The organism is Undibacterium sp. GW821-FHT11B02, from assembly GCF_058808955.1.
In genome coordinates this window covers 91,200-109,674 of sequence record NZ_JBXASD010000016.1, presented here as the reverse complement: position 1 = coordinate 109,674, position 18,475 = coordinate 91,200, and the positions used below count along the sequence as shown (strand labels likewise).

The 18,475-nt window shown below is 45.6% G+C and carries 12 protein-coding genes and 1 CRISPR repeat array; of the genes, 8 read left to right on the top strand and 4 right to left on the bottom strand.

Translation table 11 applies throughout. The features are described 5' to 3' along the window. Positions 1 to 80: 80 nt before the first annotated feature. Positions 81 to 1,634: direct repeats of the CRISPR family, unit length 36 nt; unit sequence GTTCCGGTCAGAGCACATATCCCAATCTGTTAGACT. A gap of 70 nt (positions 1,635 to 1,704) precedes the next feature. From cas2 to cas9, 3 genes are read right to left on the bottom strand one after another with little or no spacing between them, the layout of a single operon-like run. Beyond that, complete coding sequence (cas2, locus tag AC1RVX_RS26740) at positions 1,705 to 2,010, bottom strand: CRISPR-associated endonuclease Cas2 (RefSeq protein ID WP_493219631.1); 306 nt, start codon at positions 2,008 to 2,010, stop codon at positions 1,705 to 1,707. Positions 2,011 to 2,037: 27 nt separating this feature from the next. Continuing rightward, a complete protein-coding gene (cas1, locus tag AC1RVX_RS26735; protein ID WP_493219630.1) occupies positions 2,038 to 2,967 on the bottom strand; it encodes a type II CRISPR-associated endonuclease Cas1 in 930 nt (309 codons plus the stop codon). A gap of 5 nt (positions 2,968 to 2,972) precedes the next feature. Continuing rightward, entirely contained in the window at positions 2,973 to 6,020 is a 3,048-nt protein-coding gene (gene cas9 / locus AC1RVX_RS26730; RefSeq protein WP_493219629.1) for a type II CRISPR RNA-guided endonuclease Cas9, read from the bottom strand. A gap of 413 nt (positions 6,021 to 6,433) precedes the next feature. Between cas9 and AC1RVX_RS26725 the strand changes: the two genes are divergently transcribed. Together AC1RVX_RS26725 and AC1RVX_RS26720 are read left to right on the top strand one after the other, a co-directional pair. Continuing rightward, positions 6,434 to 7,291, top strand: a complete 858-nt coding sequence (locus AC1RVX_RS26725; RefSeq protein ID WP_493219628.1) for a helix-turn-helix transcriptional regulator — start codon at positions 6,434 to 6,436, stop codon at positions 7,289 to 7,291. A 266-nt stretch (positions 7,292 to 7,557) separates the two neighbouring features. Further along, positions 7,558 to 8,658, top strand: a complete 1,101-nt coding sequence (locus AC1RVX_RS26720; RefSeq protein WP_493219634.1) for an ABC transporter permease subunit — start codon at positions 7,558 to 7,560, stop codon at positions 8,656 to 8,658. A 35-nt stretch (positions 8,659 to 8,693) separates the two neighbouring features. On the opposite strand, the gene AC1RVX_RS26715 is transcribed toward AC1RVX_RS26720, so the two are convergent. Next, entirely contained in the window at positions 8,694 to 9,677 is a 984-nt protein-coding gene (locus AC1RVX_RS26715) for a LysR family transcriptional regulator (RefSeq protein ID WP_493219627.1), read from the bottom strand. Positions 9,678 to 10,512: 835 nt separating this feature from the next. Here AC1RVX_RS26715 and AC1RVX_RS26710 point away from each other — a divergent pair. From AC1RVX_RS26710 to AC1RVX_RS26685, 6 genes are all read left to right on the top strand, one after another. Next, positions 10,513 to 11,337: an aldolase/citrate lyase family protein gene (locus AC1RVX_RS26710; protein ID WP_493219626.1), complete on the top strand. Its 825-nt coding sequence runs from the start codon at positions 10,513 to 10,515 to the stop codon at positions 11,335 to 11,337. A 134-nt stretch (positions 11,338 to 11,471) separates the two neighbouring features. After that, complete coding sequence (gene asnB, locus AC1RVX_RS26705; protein WP_493219625.1) at positions 11,472 to 13,226, top strand: asparagine synthase (glutamine-hydrolyzing); 1,755 nt, start codon at positions 11,472 to 11,474, stop codon at positions 13,224 to 13,226. A gap of 405 nt (positions 13,227 to 13,631) precedes the next feature. Beyond that, positions 13,632 to 14,831, top strand: coding sequence for an ABC transporter permease subunit (locus AC1RVX_RS26700; RefSeq protein WP_493219633.1), 1,200 nt, complete (start codon positions 13,632 to 13,634; stop codon positions 14,829 to 14,831). Between the two features lie 191 nt (positions 14,832 to 15,022). Then, on the top strand, positions 15,023 to 16,876 hold the full coding sequence (pabB, locus tag AC1RVX_RS26695; protein ID WP_493219624.1) for an aminodeoxychorismate synthase component I: 1,854 nt from the start codon (positions 15,023 to 15,025) through the stop codon (positions 16,874 to 16,876). Then, complete coding sequence (locus tag AC1RVX_RS26690) at positions 16,864 to 17,484, top strand: anthranilate synthase component II (protein WP_493219623.1); 621 nt, start codon at positions 16,864 to 16,866, stop codon at positions 17,482 to 17,484. The genes pabB and AC1RVX_RS26690 overlap by 13 nt, the downstream gene beginning before the upstream one ends. Before the next feature lie 23 nt (positions 17,485 to 17,507). Continuing rightward, the gene (locus tag AC1RVX_RS26685) at positions 17,508 to 18,452 is read left to right on the top strand and encodes a diiron oxygenase (protein WP_493219622.1); all 945 of its coding nucleotides are present in this window, start codon (positions 17,508 to 17,510) and stop codon (positions 18,450 to 18,452) included. Positions 18,453 to 18,475: the final 23 nt, after the last annotated feature.

The window sequence follows — 18,475 nt, the reverse complement described above, 5'->3', positions numbered from 1 at the left end:
GTTCATCATTTGTTTTTCCAAAGTTACGTTTATTTTACGTCACCTTTGGGGAACTAAATTTCAGGGGAAGCTCAGTTGTAGTTCCGGTCAGAGCACATATCCCAATCTGTTAGACTTTCTCGCGCCACAGCAAGCGCACCAGTCTTGTTCCGGTCAGAGCACATATCCCAATCTGTTAGACTGGAGCAGGGCGCCACGCGTAGCGTTCAGCGGTTCCGGTCAGAGCACATATCCCAATCTGTTAGACTGAAGGGGTTGACTGGTCAAGCGCTGACCGAGTTCCGGTCAGAGCACATATCCCAATCTGTTAGACTGCTACCGCCAGCAATAAAGGCAATGACTTTGTTCCGGTCAGAGCACATATCCCAATCTGTTAGACTGCCCCAGATGGCATTGCCACCATTATTGGAGTTCCGGTCAGAGCACATATCCCAATCTGTTAGACTACTCATGTCTGACTTGGTGGAAGCACTGGGGTTCCGGTCAGAGCACATATCCCAATCTGTTAGACTGCCGCCCCCTGCTTAAACGTCGTCGCTGGCGTTCCGGTCAGAGCACATATCCCAATCTGTTAGACTCAGCGGCGAAGATACCGGCCTGGGTGAATGGTTCCGGTCAGAGCACATATCCCAATCTGTTAGACTCGGAGGAACTTGTATCAACCGGTGCTGTGGGTTCCGGTCAGAGCACATATCCCAATCTGTTAGACTCCGCAGCGCTCCATACTTCACCCACTACAAGTTCCGGTCAGAGCACATATCCCAATCTGTTAGACTATATGCGCTTGTTAGCTGCCCTAGGAATCTGTTCCGGTCAGAGCACATATCCCAATCTGTTAGACTTATTTCGTTTGAAAGTCCACAGCTAAAGCGGTTCCGGTCAGAGCACATATCCCAATCTGTTAGACTACTTTATAAAATATTGTGCTGCGTCGATGTGTTCCGGTCAGAGCACATATCCCAATCTGTTAGACTTGATTGGGAAAATTGGGGTCAAGATGGCGGGTTCCGGTCAGAGCACATATCCCAATCTGTTAGACTATTCGGGCGGGGCGTCGGTGAAATTGATCAGTTCCGGTCAGAGCACATATCCCAATCTGTTAGACTTACTCCGTTTGGGTGTCGATGGCTGCTTGGGTTCCGGTCAGAGCACATATCCCAATCTGTTAGACTACTGGCGGGGTAATGTCATGCGCGAATTACGTTCCGGTCAGAGCACATATCCCAATCTGTTAGACTGCATTCGCTGTTTGTGGTAGCCGTAGGATTGTTCCGGTCAGAGCACATATCCCAATCTGTTAGACTATTAAGACCATTACCTTGTGTCTGCATTAGGTTCCGGTCAGAGCACATATCCCAATCTGTTAGACTCAAAGCCAGCCGATTTAAGCAGCGCTGTCAGTTCCGGTCAGAGCACATATCCCAATCTGTTAGACTAGTCGCCGCTGCTGGCATTCCGGGTGGAGTGTTCCGGTCAGAGCACATATCCCAATCTGTTAGACTCTAGCAAGCCGACACCGGTTGCTTTATTTTGTTCCGGTCAGAGCACATATCCCAATCTGTTAGACTCGACTCTTTTTTCAAATAGCTCTTGAACAGGTTCCGGTCAGAGCACATATCCCAATCTGTTAGACTAGAAATGCAATAAACCCCTGATTCTTCAGGGGTTTATTGTTTTTTGGCTCAAGAAAAATAGAGAAATTCATCAAAATAAATCAAATTGATCCGGCGTTTTATTCGCGGGTTGTTTGGCTTTTCCACGAAAAGTGATGATGCGTTCATATTGTTTGTCTGTAAATTGTAGGATATTCACCTTGCCACCGCTAGGTAGATTTTGCTCCACCCGCCTGCAATAGGTTTCCACTTGTGTCTGGCTGGTGCAAAAACGCATGTAAACAGAAAACTGGGACATCTCAAATCCCATGTCAAGGAGGGAATTACGGAATTCTGTTGCCGCTTTGCGCTCAGTCTTCTCTATCACAGGTAAGTCAAACATCACTATCATCCACATGATACGATATCCACTGAGCATGATGAATCATTCGTCTTGTATAGATGCTGCCAGGTTTAGAGGCAATCCAGGCAACGGTAAATCAAGTTTTTCTTTTTCACCAATAAAGATTTGTGCAAGGGACGTTGCCAGTTTTTGTGCACATACAATGACAGGGGTGACACCAGCGCTTGTTTGCATATCGTCATACATCGTACGCACCAGAGAGCGTTTGGTTTCTGGCGTCATGGTGTCTTCTCCCTGTTTGTGCAATTGCCATACTTTCAGGTCTACCATGGGTCTAAAGGGTTCCATCAAGTCATCTACAAGACGCATAGCATTTCCTTGGTTGCTATGATGCAACCCCAAGGTAGGGTGTAACCCAGCGGACACGACGGCACGTGCTGTAGCAGCGCGTAACACGGTGTAGCCATAGTTGAGCATGGAATTCAGGCCGCCTGCTTGTTGGTCGCGTCTGAAATCATCCCCGAATAAGAGGCTCCAATATCGCCTTGCCCCTTGTGCTTCAAAATTGTCAGGATCACCTGAGCGTACTTTGCGTATCAAAGATGATAGGGGAATGCTAGGCGCGTTGGCGGCTTCCAGTGCTGCGGCTTGCTGCTGCAATTTGGATTTAACGATGTCTGCCCACAAGCGCTTGATAGTCGGTTGCGACGCTGCAATTTGTGCATCAAAACGCTTGGCTTGCTGATAATTGCCTTCTATCGGCAATAACATGCCAGCAGCATTGTGATTCGCCGCACAGAGAACAAAAGGCGCACACCGTTCTGCTAAGGCAATCAAAAGATTGTTGGTATAACTGAGGCCATGTGCGTTTGCAATGACTGCCGCGATATCATCCAAGGGAACCTGCCCTAATTCTTTGCGTTGCCCCTCAGTATCTTGCACCACCATGAAGCCGCGTGATAGAAAGAGGTGTCTGCAGTCATCAGCTATTTCTACTATGCGGCCTATCATGGTGACTACTCCTTAAACCTAGGATCGCGAAGTTTTCCGATTTCAGAAACTGTACAACGCCTTCCTTTTGCCTTTTGAAGAGAACCAGGATATTTGGAGACATAAGCGAATGCATCATATTTATCACGATTCCTAGCATCTACATTTGCTTCGTTGTGATCAGCCATAAAAATCTGGCCATTTCCGCTTATCGTTGCAACACGAGTTGTTTTTACGCTTTCATCGATTTCTAACCTGACTATGTCATCAATCATTAAACGCATCACAAGAGTTTTACCAGAAAAACTTTGTGTTGGATGCTGTAGGCGTTGAATACCTTCAGATCGAACTAGCTGATAGGCCTCGAATGTTGAAATTACTTCACCTTCCCATTTACCTTTTTCGTTTCGCACAATTTCAATACAATAATTGCTGTCTCCTTTGTAGCCCTTATAAGGTTTAGGTTCTCCATTTTCTAATACTCCGTGTCTATCCAATGCTTTTGCACTAGCAAATGGAATGACTTTCAGACTTTCTTCAATTTTTGTGCGTTTCCCGTCGATAAATTTATGTACACTGACTTTGCCGTTGCTTTGTAGCGAATAGGCTGTGTCATTGTGCATGGCACCTTCGTGACTGTGATCAGGTTTGTGACTAACCCAAATGTTATTCACAGCTCGTACAACGTGATCGTAATAAGTGGGCCATGGCAAAGGCATGTCCTCAACCAGCCGATTCAGTTGTTTTTCGCGCGTGCTTGCACTGGCTTGTGCAAAGCGCTGCAGCAGTCCTTGATCAGTTACGGCAATTACACAAGCATCTACAGCATGGTGACGGTGGTCGTTGCGGTTCTTTTCTCCGTTTAAGCCCAATACTTTATTTAAACCAAATTTCTGCCTTAGCATTGCCGTCATCTGACCTGGTATTACTCTTGTATCTGGGCAGATTAATTGCACGTATTCGCGTGCAATTCTACTCATGTAACGTGTATCGTTTAGTGCGCGAGCAAGGAAACCTGCATCGTCTTTTAACCAGCGTTCATAGCCATCTTTTGCAAAGCGATAGCGCTTTGCTTTAGGCATTTGCTGTGCTCGGCCAAGTATGTCGTCATACTCAAATCCGGCGATATGCTTTTCCCCGAATGCATCCCATGGGGTGCGATTTCCTTTGACCCTGTTTGCCTGTCTCATAGCCACTGTTTTGTTGTTGAGACTGTCATCCAGCGTCAAGGAAAATGGCAAAATATGCTCAACCTCAACTTCATCACTAAGTAGAGTGTGCACGTTGATTTTTAATCCGGAATAAGGGCAATGTCTGTCTGCAGGATCAAAACTCAGTTCTTTCCAAAGTATCATTTTCTGAATGTCGGCGTGTCTTACTCTTTCTTCGCTGATGTTCAAAATTCCGGCAATTTCAGTTTTAATTTGACTGTTACGCTTCTGATTTTCCGCTTGACGCTTACTTTCATTGTCACGCTGCTCTTTACTTTGTTTAAGATCTCTGGCAACTTCGACTATGACCTCTCTTGGATGACCATATTGCTTTATGAGTGCGTTGACGACCAGACGAATTTGATTTAATCCTATATGTACTGTTGGGTTGGCGATACGGCCATAGCGCTTTTCATTTGTGTCGGTCGTTTTACCCGTGCCGAATCCGACGTGGCGTTGTAATGCTTGTCCGTAATACGGCAATTCAGGAAAAATTTCACCAGTTGCGGAAAGACTAATATTGCTATGATGTTCAAAACCGGCTGCGATAACTGCCTTGTCATAAGTGATCACATCACGTCTGAGTTCAGGAAGAATTCGTGCCAGCGCTTTTATGGAAAGACTGCAATATCCTTCTGGCAGTGCTGTATTTGCGATGGTTTCTGCTCGTTCTTCGTCTACCCCTGTTTCTTCGGTCAACCAGCGAATGAGTTTTGCAAGGTTCTCTTCTGTGATTAATTGCAGCACGATGGCATCTTGCTTTTCTTCGCTAAAAGAAAACCAGGTTTTTCCAAAACAATCATTGGAACTCAGCTTTACGGTTGTAATATTGCCTTTGAGTTCTTGGCGTTTTGGATCTTCAAAATTGAAATTGACGTTGCCAATACCAGGCAAGTTCTTTATTTGCGTAAATGTGCGCTTGCTGTTTTCTTCTAGAGCCTTAACCAGTACATCTCTTTGTTCCAAAGTCAGTGCATCCTCTCGCATGTACTCCCTGAGTATCCGTAAATTATTCACTTCCTGATAGATGCGAAATCTTTGTGTGCTGGGTAGTGCCAGAGGTGCACGTTCTTCATCTGGTAAAAAGGTACAACGACCAGGTTTGACAGGTTTGAGTGGACGTTGATGTAGCAGAACGTCTTTGAGATCTTGATATGCTACCTCAGTGAAAAGTTGCGGTTTGAATTCAGCTTGTTTTTTCCAAAGCGCGTCGAATTCTGCTTCTATCATTGCTCTGTTTATGTAAAGATCATAGCTCTTATCAAGACGTGTCTTCCCATCATCTTTGATGATTTTGGCTTCGCGATATCTGGCGCGGACGGTTTTTCCTGCCAGGTCACGTTTGTACAGCCATTCGCCAACGGTTCGACAATTTTCCTCGACCATCGCAGTGCGTAGTTTACTAATAGCAATTTTTAATGCTCCGCTATCATTGTCTTTCTTATCGGTTTTACGGTTACTTTTAAAGCCACGCCTTTGGTTGATGTGGAACAATGCTCTGCCAAATTCTTCGGGTGTCAGTTCTTCATCCAGTCCCGTACCTCTCAAATGGTAGGGGTTTAGAGTTTCTAACGCTTTTCTTTCTTCCTCGTCAGAAGGAAAAAAACTATGTTCAATCAGTGAGCGCATCATGCGTGCTTTACGTTTAAGCAGCCTGTCGCGCCGTCTGCGCATTGCACGCGCTTCTCTACGAGTTACGGCAAGAGAGGAGCCATCTTTTGGATTTCGCCCATTTGAAAATATCCGAACTCCCGCCTTAATAATGGCACAGGGTAGGTTTTGAGCGCTCAGACGTACCATTGCCCAACCCAAAGAAGTTGATCCTAAGTCCAAAGCCAGTCGATACCTCATTTTGCCAAGCATGCTCCACTCCATGTTATTTTACTAATGTGTTGACTTTACAATAATATCGACATAACATACAAGTATTATCAGATTGGGATATGTGCTCTGAACGCTAACAAGCTGAAAGATGCACCAAATGAAAAGGCCGCTATATGCGGCCTTTTGCTTTTTTTGCTGTAAAGCTCAATCCATTAAAGAGTGCAGACTGGCTTCTTCAGAGCATTTGATTGAAGCAAATGTTGCTGATGAGTAAATTGCTGACATTCACTTGCCGCTGTTCATCCTCCTGCCATCACGATAAATTTAGAAATTTAATTGTGCGAAGATAAAGATAAGGTACTATTTATTTGATTGATGGTGGTGTTCAGGCCGGGGTGTCCGGGCTTGTACATGTTGCCATCGCGAGAGCTAACTTTCGACCATTACGGCCTATGTTACTTGATCTTAAAACCGTCTTTCATAGCAAGCTATTATCCATTCGCCATGGTATTGCGCGACCGTCGCCTGATGGTGTCAGCAATATTGAGTGCGAGTCGGCAGATTTGATTTTGTTGCCTATCAAGGGGGTCTTTGCCAAACACGATGGCCCCAGGCAGCATTTCATTGCTAATCCCAACCATGGCATTTTTCTTGGCGCTGGCAAGCCGTATCGCATCAGTTTTCTTGATCAGGTCGGGGATGAATCGCTGGTGCTGGATTTTTCTAAAGAGGTGCTGGCAAAAATGCTGACAGAGATGGTTGCTGGCGACGATTTCCGTTCGTCGTCTCTGTGCTCGCATTGTTTGCTTCCCCCTGCCAGTGTGCTTAACCGTGAACTGTTATGGCGTCATTTAAGGCAGGCGGTTGTAGACCCGTTGGCGATTGAAGAGATCAGTATCGCCATGCTGGCCGGGTCATTGCAGGCGGCAAGTTTGAATAGTCGTCTTTCTGACCGGGCCAAACAGACGGTGACCACGGCTCGCCGGCGTCAGCAAGTTGAGGCAGTCAAGGAATTGATTTCTCTTCAACCAAACCAAGATTGGACACTTACCAGTCTTGCTCATCAGGCTAATACATCGCCTTTTCATTTGGCCAGGGTATTCAGGGAAGAAGTGGGGGTGCCTGTGCATCGCTATCTGATACGCACGCGCCTGGGCAAGGCGCTGCAAGCAATGCAATCAGCGGGCCTGGACTTCACCACCATCGCGCATGCAAATGGTTTTGCCAGTCACAGCCATTTTACGTCCAGTTTTCGATCGCTGTTTGGTATGACGCCCTCGCAGTTACGTTATCGTATGGATTGCCATTGAAGTTTTGACCTCTGCGGTGTTACAACTACTTTTAGATGCGATTTGAGCAAGATTATGGTAGCGGCTGGTTTTTCTGGGGCTTAAGATAGGTGGAATTTATCTATGTCTGAAAGTTACCATGCGTTTTTCTGCGAAAACCGGATTGGCAAGCTTGCCTCAGACAGCTGATCTGGCATCTTATTTTTGGGGGAGTCATGCCGTCAACACTTAGTGGGAATGCCTTGCCTGGTTATTTCGCTGCAAAGACAAATGTTGCCCGGGCTTATATGCCTGTGCTGGTATTGGCTGTTGCCATCGTTTTTCCTTTTTTCGCTGCCCAATTTGGCAATTCATGGGTGCGTATCATGGATCTGGCCTTGTTGTATGTGATGCTGGCGCTGGGGCTTAATATTGTGGTTGGTTTTGCTGGCTTGCTTGACCTGGGGTATATCGCTTTTTATGCGCTGGGTGCGTATATGACGGCCTTGCTGGCATCGCCGCAATTTGCATATGTACTGGAATCTTTCCTCAACACTTTCCCCGTGATCGGGAATGCTTTGTTGTGGTTATGTGGGCCTGATGTGGCGGCACACGGCATTCATTTGTCGGTATGGGTGATCGTTCCGCTGGGGGCAGCGCTGGCAGCTATGTTGGGTATGTTGCTTGGTGCGCCTACTTTAAAGTTGCGTGGTGATTACCTGGCGGTGGTGACCTTGGGCTTTGGTGAAATTGTGCGTATCTTCATTATCAACCTGAATTCGCCGATCAATATTACCGATGGCCCGAAAGGGATTATTGCGATCGACCCTATACGTCTGTTCGGTGTGTCGCTCAGTGGTGAAATTGGCTCACATGCGACGGTACAGGTGGGTAGCTTTTCCATGCCTTCGGTGAATGCCTATTATTTTTTATTTTTGACGCTGTGCGTTGCGATTATTTTTGTCACGCTGCGCTTGCATGATTCCCGCCTGGGGCGCGCTTTTGTTGCGATACGTGAAGATGAAGTGGCAGCCCAGGCCATGGGCATCAACACGCGCAATATCAAGCTGCTTGCCTTTGCGATGGGGGCGTCATTTGGTGGTGTGGCGGGGGCGATGTTTGCGGCGTTCCAGGGTTTTATTTCGCCAGAATCTTTCTCGCTCAACGAATCGATTACCGTGCTGTCAATGGTGATTATTGGTGGCATAGGGCATATCCCCGGCGTCATTCTTGGCGCGCTGACTCTGGCGATATTGCCAGAAGTTTTGCGATACGTAGTCTTGCCAGTGCAGCAGTATCTGTTTGGACAGGTTTTGATTGAACCTGAAATATTGCGCCAGTTACTGATAGGCTTGTCCATGGTGACGATCATGCTCAAGCGCCCTAAAGGTTTATGGCCCAAACCCTGAGTAGAACTCATTCACCGCTATTTATGAAATGAGTTCTAGCGTTTGGATTTGATTGGATTAGCCGAAGAAGAGTTTTCCTCATTACCAAGTGCAACGGCACTTGCCCATTCACCTGATTTGCACAACTGTTGAGCAATCTCATTGATCAAACTGGTGATGGCAATGCTTGCTTTTGTCGGACTGTAGTTTGGTGAGCGGTAAATCGAAATTTTTTGAAACAGTCCTGGATCAGGGATTTCCTGAATCACTAGTTCGCCCCTTTGCATTTCGGCGACTATAGTAGAAAGCGGCAAAATTGAAGCCCCAACACCGGCGAGTATCGCTCCCTTGATCATTTCAAGAGAATTCATCTCAGTTACTACTCGTCCTAATTGATACCCACTGTCATGGACGTGTTGTTCGATCATTTTTCTGACCCTGCATTCCCGGCTCGGCAAAATGAGTGGAATATCTTTGAGGTCGTTAATAGAAATGGGGGCCACAATCCCTTTTGGCATTTGCAGTTTTGACCAGACGAGATACATTTGCTCTTCCACGAGCGGGCTTATCTTAAATTCTTCAAATTGCCCATGGTCATATAGCAGCGCGACATCGACTTTATTACTTTGTGGCTTATCGAGAGAGTGGTACGTAAAGTCTGCAGTCATTTGAAGAAATACATCCGGCAGTTCTCGCTTTGCGGCAAGCAGCAGCGGTACTGCAAGCACCATTGACACGGCGGAGGGCATTCCTACAACAACAGTTTCTTTGTGACTGTTCCTGAGAAATTTGGACATTACGTTACGGGTGTCGCGCACTTGTCCCAAAATGCTTTGTGCTTTTTCAAGAAATACTTCACCACTTTCAGTGAGTCTGACTCCTTTTGCTGATCGATGAAAGAGTATCGTCTCGAACTCCTGTTCGAGCCGTGAGATTTGATAGCTTAGTGCCGATTGTGCAATAAACAGTCGCGATGCGGCTTTCGACATGTTGCGATCTTCGGCAATTGCCAAGAAATATGCAAGTTGGCGTAATTCCATTTGAAGATAAAAGCGTCCATTTTCATTGGTTTATCGAACATATAAAGCGACGAATTCCCATTGTCTCCTTGTACATTTTCTTAGTTCAAATACTGGATATATCGAGGTCCTCATGTAAGAGATTGCAGAGCGATCACAGATCAAACGCATTTGGCAATACGGTAATTGACTCAGCCGCGGAAATTTACGCCGCGCAATGATGTTGCTCGCAAATCATTTTAGATAGAACTACCCAAATGTTATTTGAATATAAAGTCACCAAGCAGAATTTTATTGTTTTTGAATGCTATTGTATTAATTAGTTACAATTTTGAGCATGTTCTGGGGGCATCTACGGATTAGATCGCTGCCATCTAAATTCTGTATTGGATATCAATCAGCTAATTAGTTGATACTCTGCTTGCGAAAAAATCACGCAAAAGTCATACAAAAACAGCTATTACCGACTTAGTCAGTGAAGGTTGGCGTATGAACCGACTTTGTTTGTCAATAAGTTATTTTTGAAATCATGGGAATGAGCGCAGCCGGAACCAGGCAGCCTCTGAGGATATTTTTTTGAAAATTCGTGCATTTAATAGCCAGGTACAGATTGAATATATTGCAAGACAAGCATTTTTCATTCTGCCTTTGCAGTAATGCTAATTACTTAAATTATTATTAATAAGGTAATTTCTATCATTCTTATGTGAGCGGATTGGGGAAAAGCCGAAGTTTTTTCCTGATTTGGAGAGGGGTGGTTTTTGTGAATTGCAAAGACATGATGCAAACGGTTTAGTTGTAAATACATTTGACTGCAACAAAGTGCACTACTTTTATAAATTGGAAAAGGAAACATATGCTGACACCGGTCAATCTTTTCAAACAAGCGCTATCACGTGGAGAGCTGCAAATAGGTTTGTGGCTTGCCCTGGCTGATCCATATGCTGCCGAGATTTGCGCTGCCAGCGGCTTTGACTGGCTGTCGCTTGATGGGGAACACGCACCAAACGATCTACGTACGCTGCTGCATACACTACAAAGTATCGCGCCATATCCATCCAAGGCGACAGTGCGCTTGCCGCATGGCGACCCTGCTTTAATTAAACAAGCGCTGGAGCTGGGTGCCACTACCTTGATTATTCCAATGGTGGAATCTGCTGAGCAGGCGCGCGCGCTGGTGAAGGCAATGCGATATCCACCCCACGGAATCCGGGGCGTTGGCAGTGCCATAGGCCGCTCGTCACGCTGGACCCGCTACGAAGACTACGCCAAGCAAGCCAACGACAATGTTTGCTTGATCGTCCAGGCGGAAACGGTTGCCGGCTTCCAGCAATTGGATGAAATCGCGGCAGTTGAGGGTGTCGACGGCGTACTCATCGGTCCTGGAGATCTGTCTGCTTCCATGGGGCACTTAGGTAAGCCCGGACATCCGGACGTGATTGAATTGATTAATTCCGGCATCGACAAAATACGGAAGGCTGGCAAAGCAGCCGGCATACTCTGCCTTGACGAGAAACTGGCGCGTCACTATATCGCGAAGGGTGTCACTTTCATCGCTGTCGGCGTAGACACTTCACTTCTCGTGAATGCCACCAAGGTATTGGTAGAGAAATTCCGGACTCCATCTGAAACTGACATCTCCACCACTGCGGCAGTAAGCAACGCCAGCAGCGGGTACTGATCGAAATCCGCAGAAAAATATCGTGCAATATTGAAACGGTAGTTCTTGAGCTACCTCTGTCTTGAGCGACCCTGTCCAATTGATAAGCATCGATTCGACAATTATCTAGATAAAACCAAAATTGGAGTGAAATTATGTGTGGAATAGCCGGAACGGTTGGAACTACCGATGAGTCGATTACAGCGGCAATGATTGCCGCACTTAATCATAGAGGACCCGATCACAATGGCACTGCTGCGCTTGGCCCCATTACGCTAGGTTCAGCTCGATTGTCTATCGTCGATCCTCTCGGTGGTAATCAACCTATTTTTAATGAGGACGGAACATTGTGTCTTGTCTTCAACGGGGAAATCTATAACCACGTAGAGCTTCGCAAGAAGCTTCAGGACGCAGGACATAAATTTTCGACTACCTCAGATACAGAAGTAATCATACATTTGTACGAGGAATATGGTGAGCAATGCGTCAGTTATCTACGGGGCATGTTCAGCTTTGCTATAGCAGACGGTAAAAAATTATTTATTGCACGCGACCGAGTTGGAATTAAACCGTTATTCTTTACTCAGATCAAAGATTCAAACCTCTTTCTTTTTAGCTCAGAGATTAAATCCCTGCTGGCAATCCCAAGTGTACCTGCCAAGCTGGACGAAACGGCTGTTACTGATTGGGCCATCCTGGGTCACCCCGTCGGTAACAGAACCATGTTTGAGGGAATTAGCCTGTTAGGGCCAGGCGAAAAAATCGTTGTTGACGTTTCAAATCCGACGAAAGAGCTCATTCCACAAAAATATTTCAGTTTTACCTATCAACGCGATGACTCCATGAGCATGGAGACGGCAGAGGAGCTAACCTTATCGGCACTGACAGATGCGGTAAATCTCCACAGTCAAACTACTGATGGAAACCTTGGGCTAGTTTTGTCTGGCGGGCTCGATTCGACGTTACTTGCATTGATCGCCAAATCAACCCAGCAAGCCCCGTTGAGAACATATACCGTGGCTGACCATTGGCAACATCCAGATGTTGGACAAGCCAAATATGTTGCTGATTTCATAGGCTCAAATCATCGCACCCTGGTCATCGACAGCAAAGAATATCTCAACTGCATTCCCCAGTTTATTGCTGCTGAAGAATTTCCAAGTGATCTAAGTGATATGTCGCATTATCTGATGAATAAAGAAATCGGCATGGAAACGAAAGTTTGCCTTAACGGGGAAGGGGCAGATGAGGTATTTGGTGGATATCTGGAATACGTTGACAGATGGCACAAAGTGGCCAGCATCTCTGCACGCATTAAATCGGCTGGATCTGCCGGGATCAAGCTATCCAATGAGGCCGCGGCGTATGTTGAGCCAATCATCAGTGCGCCATCTTACGAAAAATATTTGGACAAGTTATTTAAATTCAGCTGCGAAGACCAGCTCGACCGCTCACATTTGCATCGCGTAGACAAATTTGGGATGGCATTCAGTTTGGAAGTGCGCGTTCCATTTCTCGACAATGACGTGATTGATATAGGAACGTCGATTCCCATCAGACATTTAGTCAATACAGAACTGGGAATACGAAAGCATGTACTGCGAAGAATTCTGATCAGAAAATTCGGCGCGGACATGCTCGATATTGCGCTAAGAGAAAAACTGACTTTCCCTTCTGCAGGCAGCAAGTTTTCAAATGAATTGAATGAGCTGTGCAAAAAATACGTGCCAGCAGATTTTGTGAGAAATCACAGATTAGGCGTATTTACAGACAATTTGGTTCGTTTAGTTAATTTCGATTTATTTGAAGAGATTTTTATCAAGCAAAGGGGCGATGCGTCTAAGGTTCCTTCGTTCCAGGAATTCCTGGAATCGAAATATAAGAAGCGTGTTGAAGAGAATATTCATTAATAACGGATGGCGTCCATCTGAAAATAAAGAGATCCGGGTGACATGTTTTTCATTTTCAGGTGTGTCCGGACAGTCAGCAAGATGTCCTCGAAACTCGATTTTTCGGGATTTCTTGCACTTGTTCGGGACCGATTTATGAGACCAGCTATGCAATAAGAACATGTTTCCGATCTTACTGCGCGTACGCAATCGGAGTCGACGCGAGGCTCATGTGCTGCTCAAAATGCTCATGTACCAGAGTACATTCCGCTTTTTGCGCTGCGCTTAGTTACCCTTACCCCGCTAACGCACGCTCGCTACAGATCGTAAACAGGTTCCAAGGACTCGTCACTAGCATTCGATAATATGAAGATTTCTATTAAACGAACCTTTCTTACTCCACAACGTTCCGGTGAAACTTCAATGATGAAAAACCTTACCCTTGACAGGTTGGGCGGGCAAAAAATTTATATTTATTTGCTGCTGATAGCTTTAGTTGCCTTCCCCTTCATTGCCGCTAATTTCGGTAATGCCTGGGTGCGTATAATGGATTTCACTTTGCTTTACATCATGATGGCATTGGGGCTGAACATTGTCGTTGGCTTTACAGGTTTGCTTGACCTGGGATATATCGCATTCTACGCATTGGGCGCCTACCTGACCGCATTGCTTGCATCCCCGCAATTTGCAGTCTTTCTGGAATCGGTCGTGAATTATTATCCTGCGCTCGGTAATTTGTTAATTTGGCTCTTTGGTCCAGAAATAGCAACGAACGGAATTCATCTTTCTGTCTGGTTTCTTGTTCCTCTTAGTGCGGCGCTGGCAGGTTGCTTTGGTGTTCTGCTTGGTGCCCCGACACTCAAACTACGCGGCGATTATCTTGCAGTGGTAACGCTGGGATTCGGTGAAATTATTCGTCTCTTAATTGTTAACCTTACTGATCCTATCAACATTACTGATGGTCCCCGGGGCATCAACCTGATCGACCCCATCCGGATTTTTGGTGTATCGCTGCACGGTGAGGCCAACTCCAATGCCACGCTACATCTTGCGGGATATTCAATGCCTTCAGTCAATGCCTATTATTTTCTGTTTCTGCTGTTGTGCATTGTGATCGTCTTTGTCACGCTGCGTCTTCAAGACTCACGTTTGGGCCGGGCGTTTGTTGCGATCCGCGAAGATGAAGTTGCCGCAAAAGCGATGGGAGTAAATACGCGCAATATCAAACTGATTGCCTTCGCGATGGGGGCCTCTTTTGGCGGCGTGGCAGGTTCCATGTTTGCTGCATTCCAGGGATTCATCTCTCCAGAGTCATTTTCGTTAACAGAATCTATCGCAGTTTTATCCATGGTCGTTCTTGGCGGCATGGGATATGTCCCTGGAGTGATACTGGGTGCCATTACCCTTGCAACACTGCCAGAATTATTGCGTTACGTGGTGGTGCCAGTGCAGCAGATTTGGTTTGGCGAAGTGTTGCTTGCTCCAGAGATTCTGAAGCAGCTTTTAGTAGGTTTAGCAATGGTCGTCATTATGCTTACCCGACCCGCTGGTATGTGGGCGAGCCCTAAATCAGAAAATCGTTTAATTAAAGATGTCCTACCTCAACATGATCCGGCCTTGGGATAGATAAAACATCCGCTTGGGAGTTTGCGGGATAAGCCTCCCCTTATCCGCACGAGGCGTAACAAATCTTCGTTGCGGCTAATTTTCTATCATTAGAGTACAGCGCAGGTTTCTCAAGGAAATCATGGATTGTTGCGCGCATATTTTTGATTTTTTCAACTGAAATAATGAACAGCAATACTTTGGAGAACTAGATGGATACAGTAAAAAAGCTTTGCCAGGTAATTTCCGGAGGACAGTTTGCAATTCTCGATAACAATAAGGATGAGAACAAAAAAAGCAGTTATGTATTTTCTCAGCTCAGAACGTTTTACACCGCATCTTCTCCGGGTGAAGTCCAGACACAACTGGATGAAATAGAAAAACAAATAGAGTCAGGTCGCTATGCTGTTGGCTATTTTTCCTACGAGTTGGGTTATGTGTTAAATCAGCGTATTAGTGAGCACTTGCCGGAAAATCGAAATGTTCCTTTATTTTGTGTTGGAATTTACGACGACAGAATGGAGGTCGACAGCGGGAGCCTGGATGCTGCATTTGCCCAAGCTGCGGGCCAAGACGACGTATGCATAACAAATTGCCGACTAAATATGAGCAAGGAAGATTACCTTGACAGAATTGGCTCGGTAAAACGTCATATTTATAACGGCGATACGTATCAGGTAAATTACACGTTGAAATATAAATTCAACTATGCCGGCTCCACAAAAAAATTGTATGCCGAGCTTCGCAAGCGGCAGCGGGTTGAATACGGGGCGTATCTGGACTTCCCTGATTTGACTATTTTGTCGAGATCTCCTGAACTCTTTTTCAAAAAAGATAAAGAAGATATCTACACAAAGCCAATGAAAGGAACAAGCAAGCGCGGGAAAAGCCCTGAAGAAGACAAGGCTAATTTCCAGTTCCTGTCGAGCGATGACAAGTCCCGGGCGGAAAACGTCATGATTGTTGATTTGTTGCGCAACGATCTTTCTCGCATCTCTCACCGTGGAACTGTGAAGACAAAAGGGCTCTTCGAGGTAGAGACTTATGAAACACTGCATCAAATGGTTTCAACCGTATCGGCAAAAATCGACGATGACATTTCTCTGACTCATCTCTTAAAGCAAATATTTCCGTGCGGGTCCATTACAGGCGCCCCAAAAATGCGCACGATGGAATTAATCCGAAATCTGGAAGCCGAGCCGAGGGGTATCTATACAGGTTCAATTGGCTACATAAATCCAGACAAATCCATGTGCTTCAATGTGGCGATCCGGACCCTTGTCTTAAATAAAGAAGGCGACGGCGAAATGGGTGTCGGCAGTGGAGTAGTTCATGACTCCAATGCGGAAGCCGAATACGATGAGTGTCGTTTAAAAGGTAACTTTTTTACCCAAGGTTTTTCAGATTTCAACATCATCGAATCTCTCCTCTACGAGGATGGTTACAAGAACCTTGATAAGCACATTGAGCGCCTGACCAAGAGCACATTAAAGCTTGGATTCCCTGTAGATATCGATCAAATCAAAAAAGAATTGCTGGAATTTTCCAATGTTGTGACTGTGCCATCCAAGGTTCGGGTATCGGTATACAGAACTGGAGACTATAAGTTTGAACATTTTCCAGTTGAGGCTTCAAAATTTGAAGAAAAGAAAATAGCTATTTCGCGGATACCGGTCTCTCTTGAACAGAGAGAATTGCTTGCTCACAAAATATCTCTTCGAACGTTCTATAAAAAACAATATGAGCAATTTTGTCGTGATGGATATTACGACGTGATTTTTATGAACGAAAACGAAGAGATTACTGAAGGCAGTTTTCACAACATATTCGTCCGCATAGGGGAAAAATGGTACACACCGCCTGTTTCCTGTGGCTTGTTACCGGGAATCCAGCGTCAATGCTTGCTTGAATCGAAGCAGCTCGACGTGACAGAGAAAGTTCTCAAAGTCGACGACCTGAAGAAGGCCGACGAAATAATTCTTACCAATGCTGTCCGGGGTATTGTGAAGGTCGAGCTTGACCTCGGCCTTGGCTTAATTGAGGAGGGTAAAAAATGCTTTGCTTAATCGATAATTATGATTCCTTCACTTACAACATCGTTCACTATTTACACGAATTGTCTATCGACGTCAGAGTTATTCTGAATGATGAAATGTCAGTTTCCGAAGTTATGGCACTAAATCCGACTCATCTGGTGTTGTCGCCAGGGCCGGGCACACCAGATGATTCTGGCATTTCGAAAGAATTACTGATCGAAGCCGCAAAAAGGAAAATTCCTACACTTGGGATTTGCCTGGGGCACGAAATAATTGGTGAAGTTTTCGGTGCCCGCGTCAAACATGCCAAATCGGTGATGCACGGCAAAGCCAGCCGCATCCGTCATCATGGCGACGGTATTTTCGCGAATACTCCAAAGCATTTTCTCGCTGCGCGCTATCACTCACTTATCGTAGAGCATGATCAATTCCCAGCCTGTTTAAATATAACAGCCTGGACAAATTCAGCTAACAATGAGTTTGAAGAAATCATGGCGCTCTCGCATAGAGACCTCCCGATTTTCGGCGTCCAATTTCATCCGGAATCCATCATGACAGAGCACGGTCACCAACTGCTCTCAAATTTTATCCGGATAACTTCGGAAGTCAAACACGATGAATTTTCCAGTGTTGCTTAACGAAGCGTAATCGAAAGGTATATATGTATAGCGTAATCTCTGACAATACTGCCGGCACCAGTGTTCAAGATCGGGCAAGAGCGGTGCTCGCAGATTCTTGGTCTTCAAGAACTGCGGTAAGAACGGGTGATCTGGATGTCGATAGTTACTATGACAAAAACATTCCCGATTACCCTCCTTATCTTGTACCGTTCAAAGACGACGTTCGCTATAAATCTCTTAGTGTAGCAATTCGTCAAAAAATTCTGGCTGGCGCATGGGTCGCGTACAACGAAAAAACCATGGATGTGGAAATGTCTGTGACGGCCCCTGCTTGTGCGCTACTTTTGAAAGGTGCATTTCCTGGCCTGGATACGGCTTCGTCAAAGCGCTTGATTGCACAGACGCAAATTGACGAACAGTTTCACGTGCTCATGAGCCTGGACGCGTGCCTCCTTGCCAGAAAAATGCACGGTATTGAAAATTTGCCTATTCCAAAATCTTACGTTGCACTCGAATTAGACAGGGCATTGAGCGAAGCAGAAACCACTCGTGATGCTGAACTGATTCAGATTGCATTCGCTGCGGTGGCTGAAGTGACTGTCAACGAATATTTAAATATTCTTGCAAGCGACGAGTCTATTCAACCCTTCAATCGGGAAACAACAGCCTTACATCGTAAAGATGAATTGGATCACCGCAGCATCTATGAAGAAATGGTCGTACGCATCTTTGAACACTTCAATCAACGTGATCGCTCAATCTTTGTGAAAGCCTTAACGCAAGGTCTGGATGCGTTTGTCAAAATTGATTTTGGTGCATGGGAATCAATATTGAATTTCGTTGGCGTGAACGAAGCTGATCAGATTATTGGGGAGTGTCAAGCGGCGAATAAGTCGAAAAGAATCGTGAGGGAATATACGGGCTTTAGGGGACTCTTGTCAAAAATAGGTATCCCTGAAAAAGAAATCGCATTTGAATTTTCTTGAGCCTATAAAACTACATTGTCCAT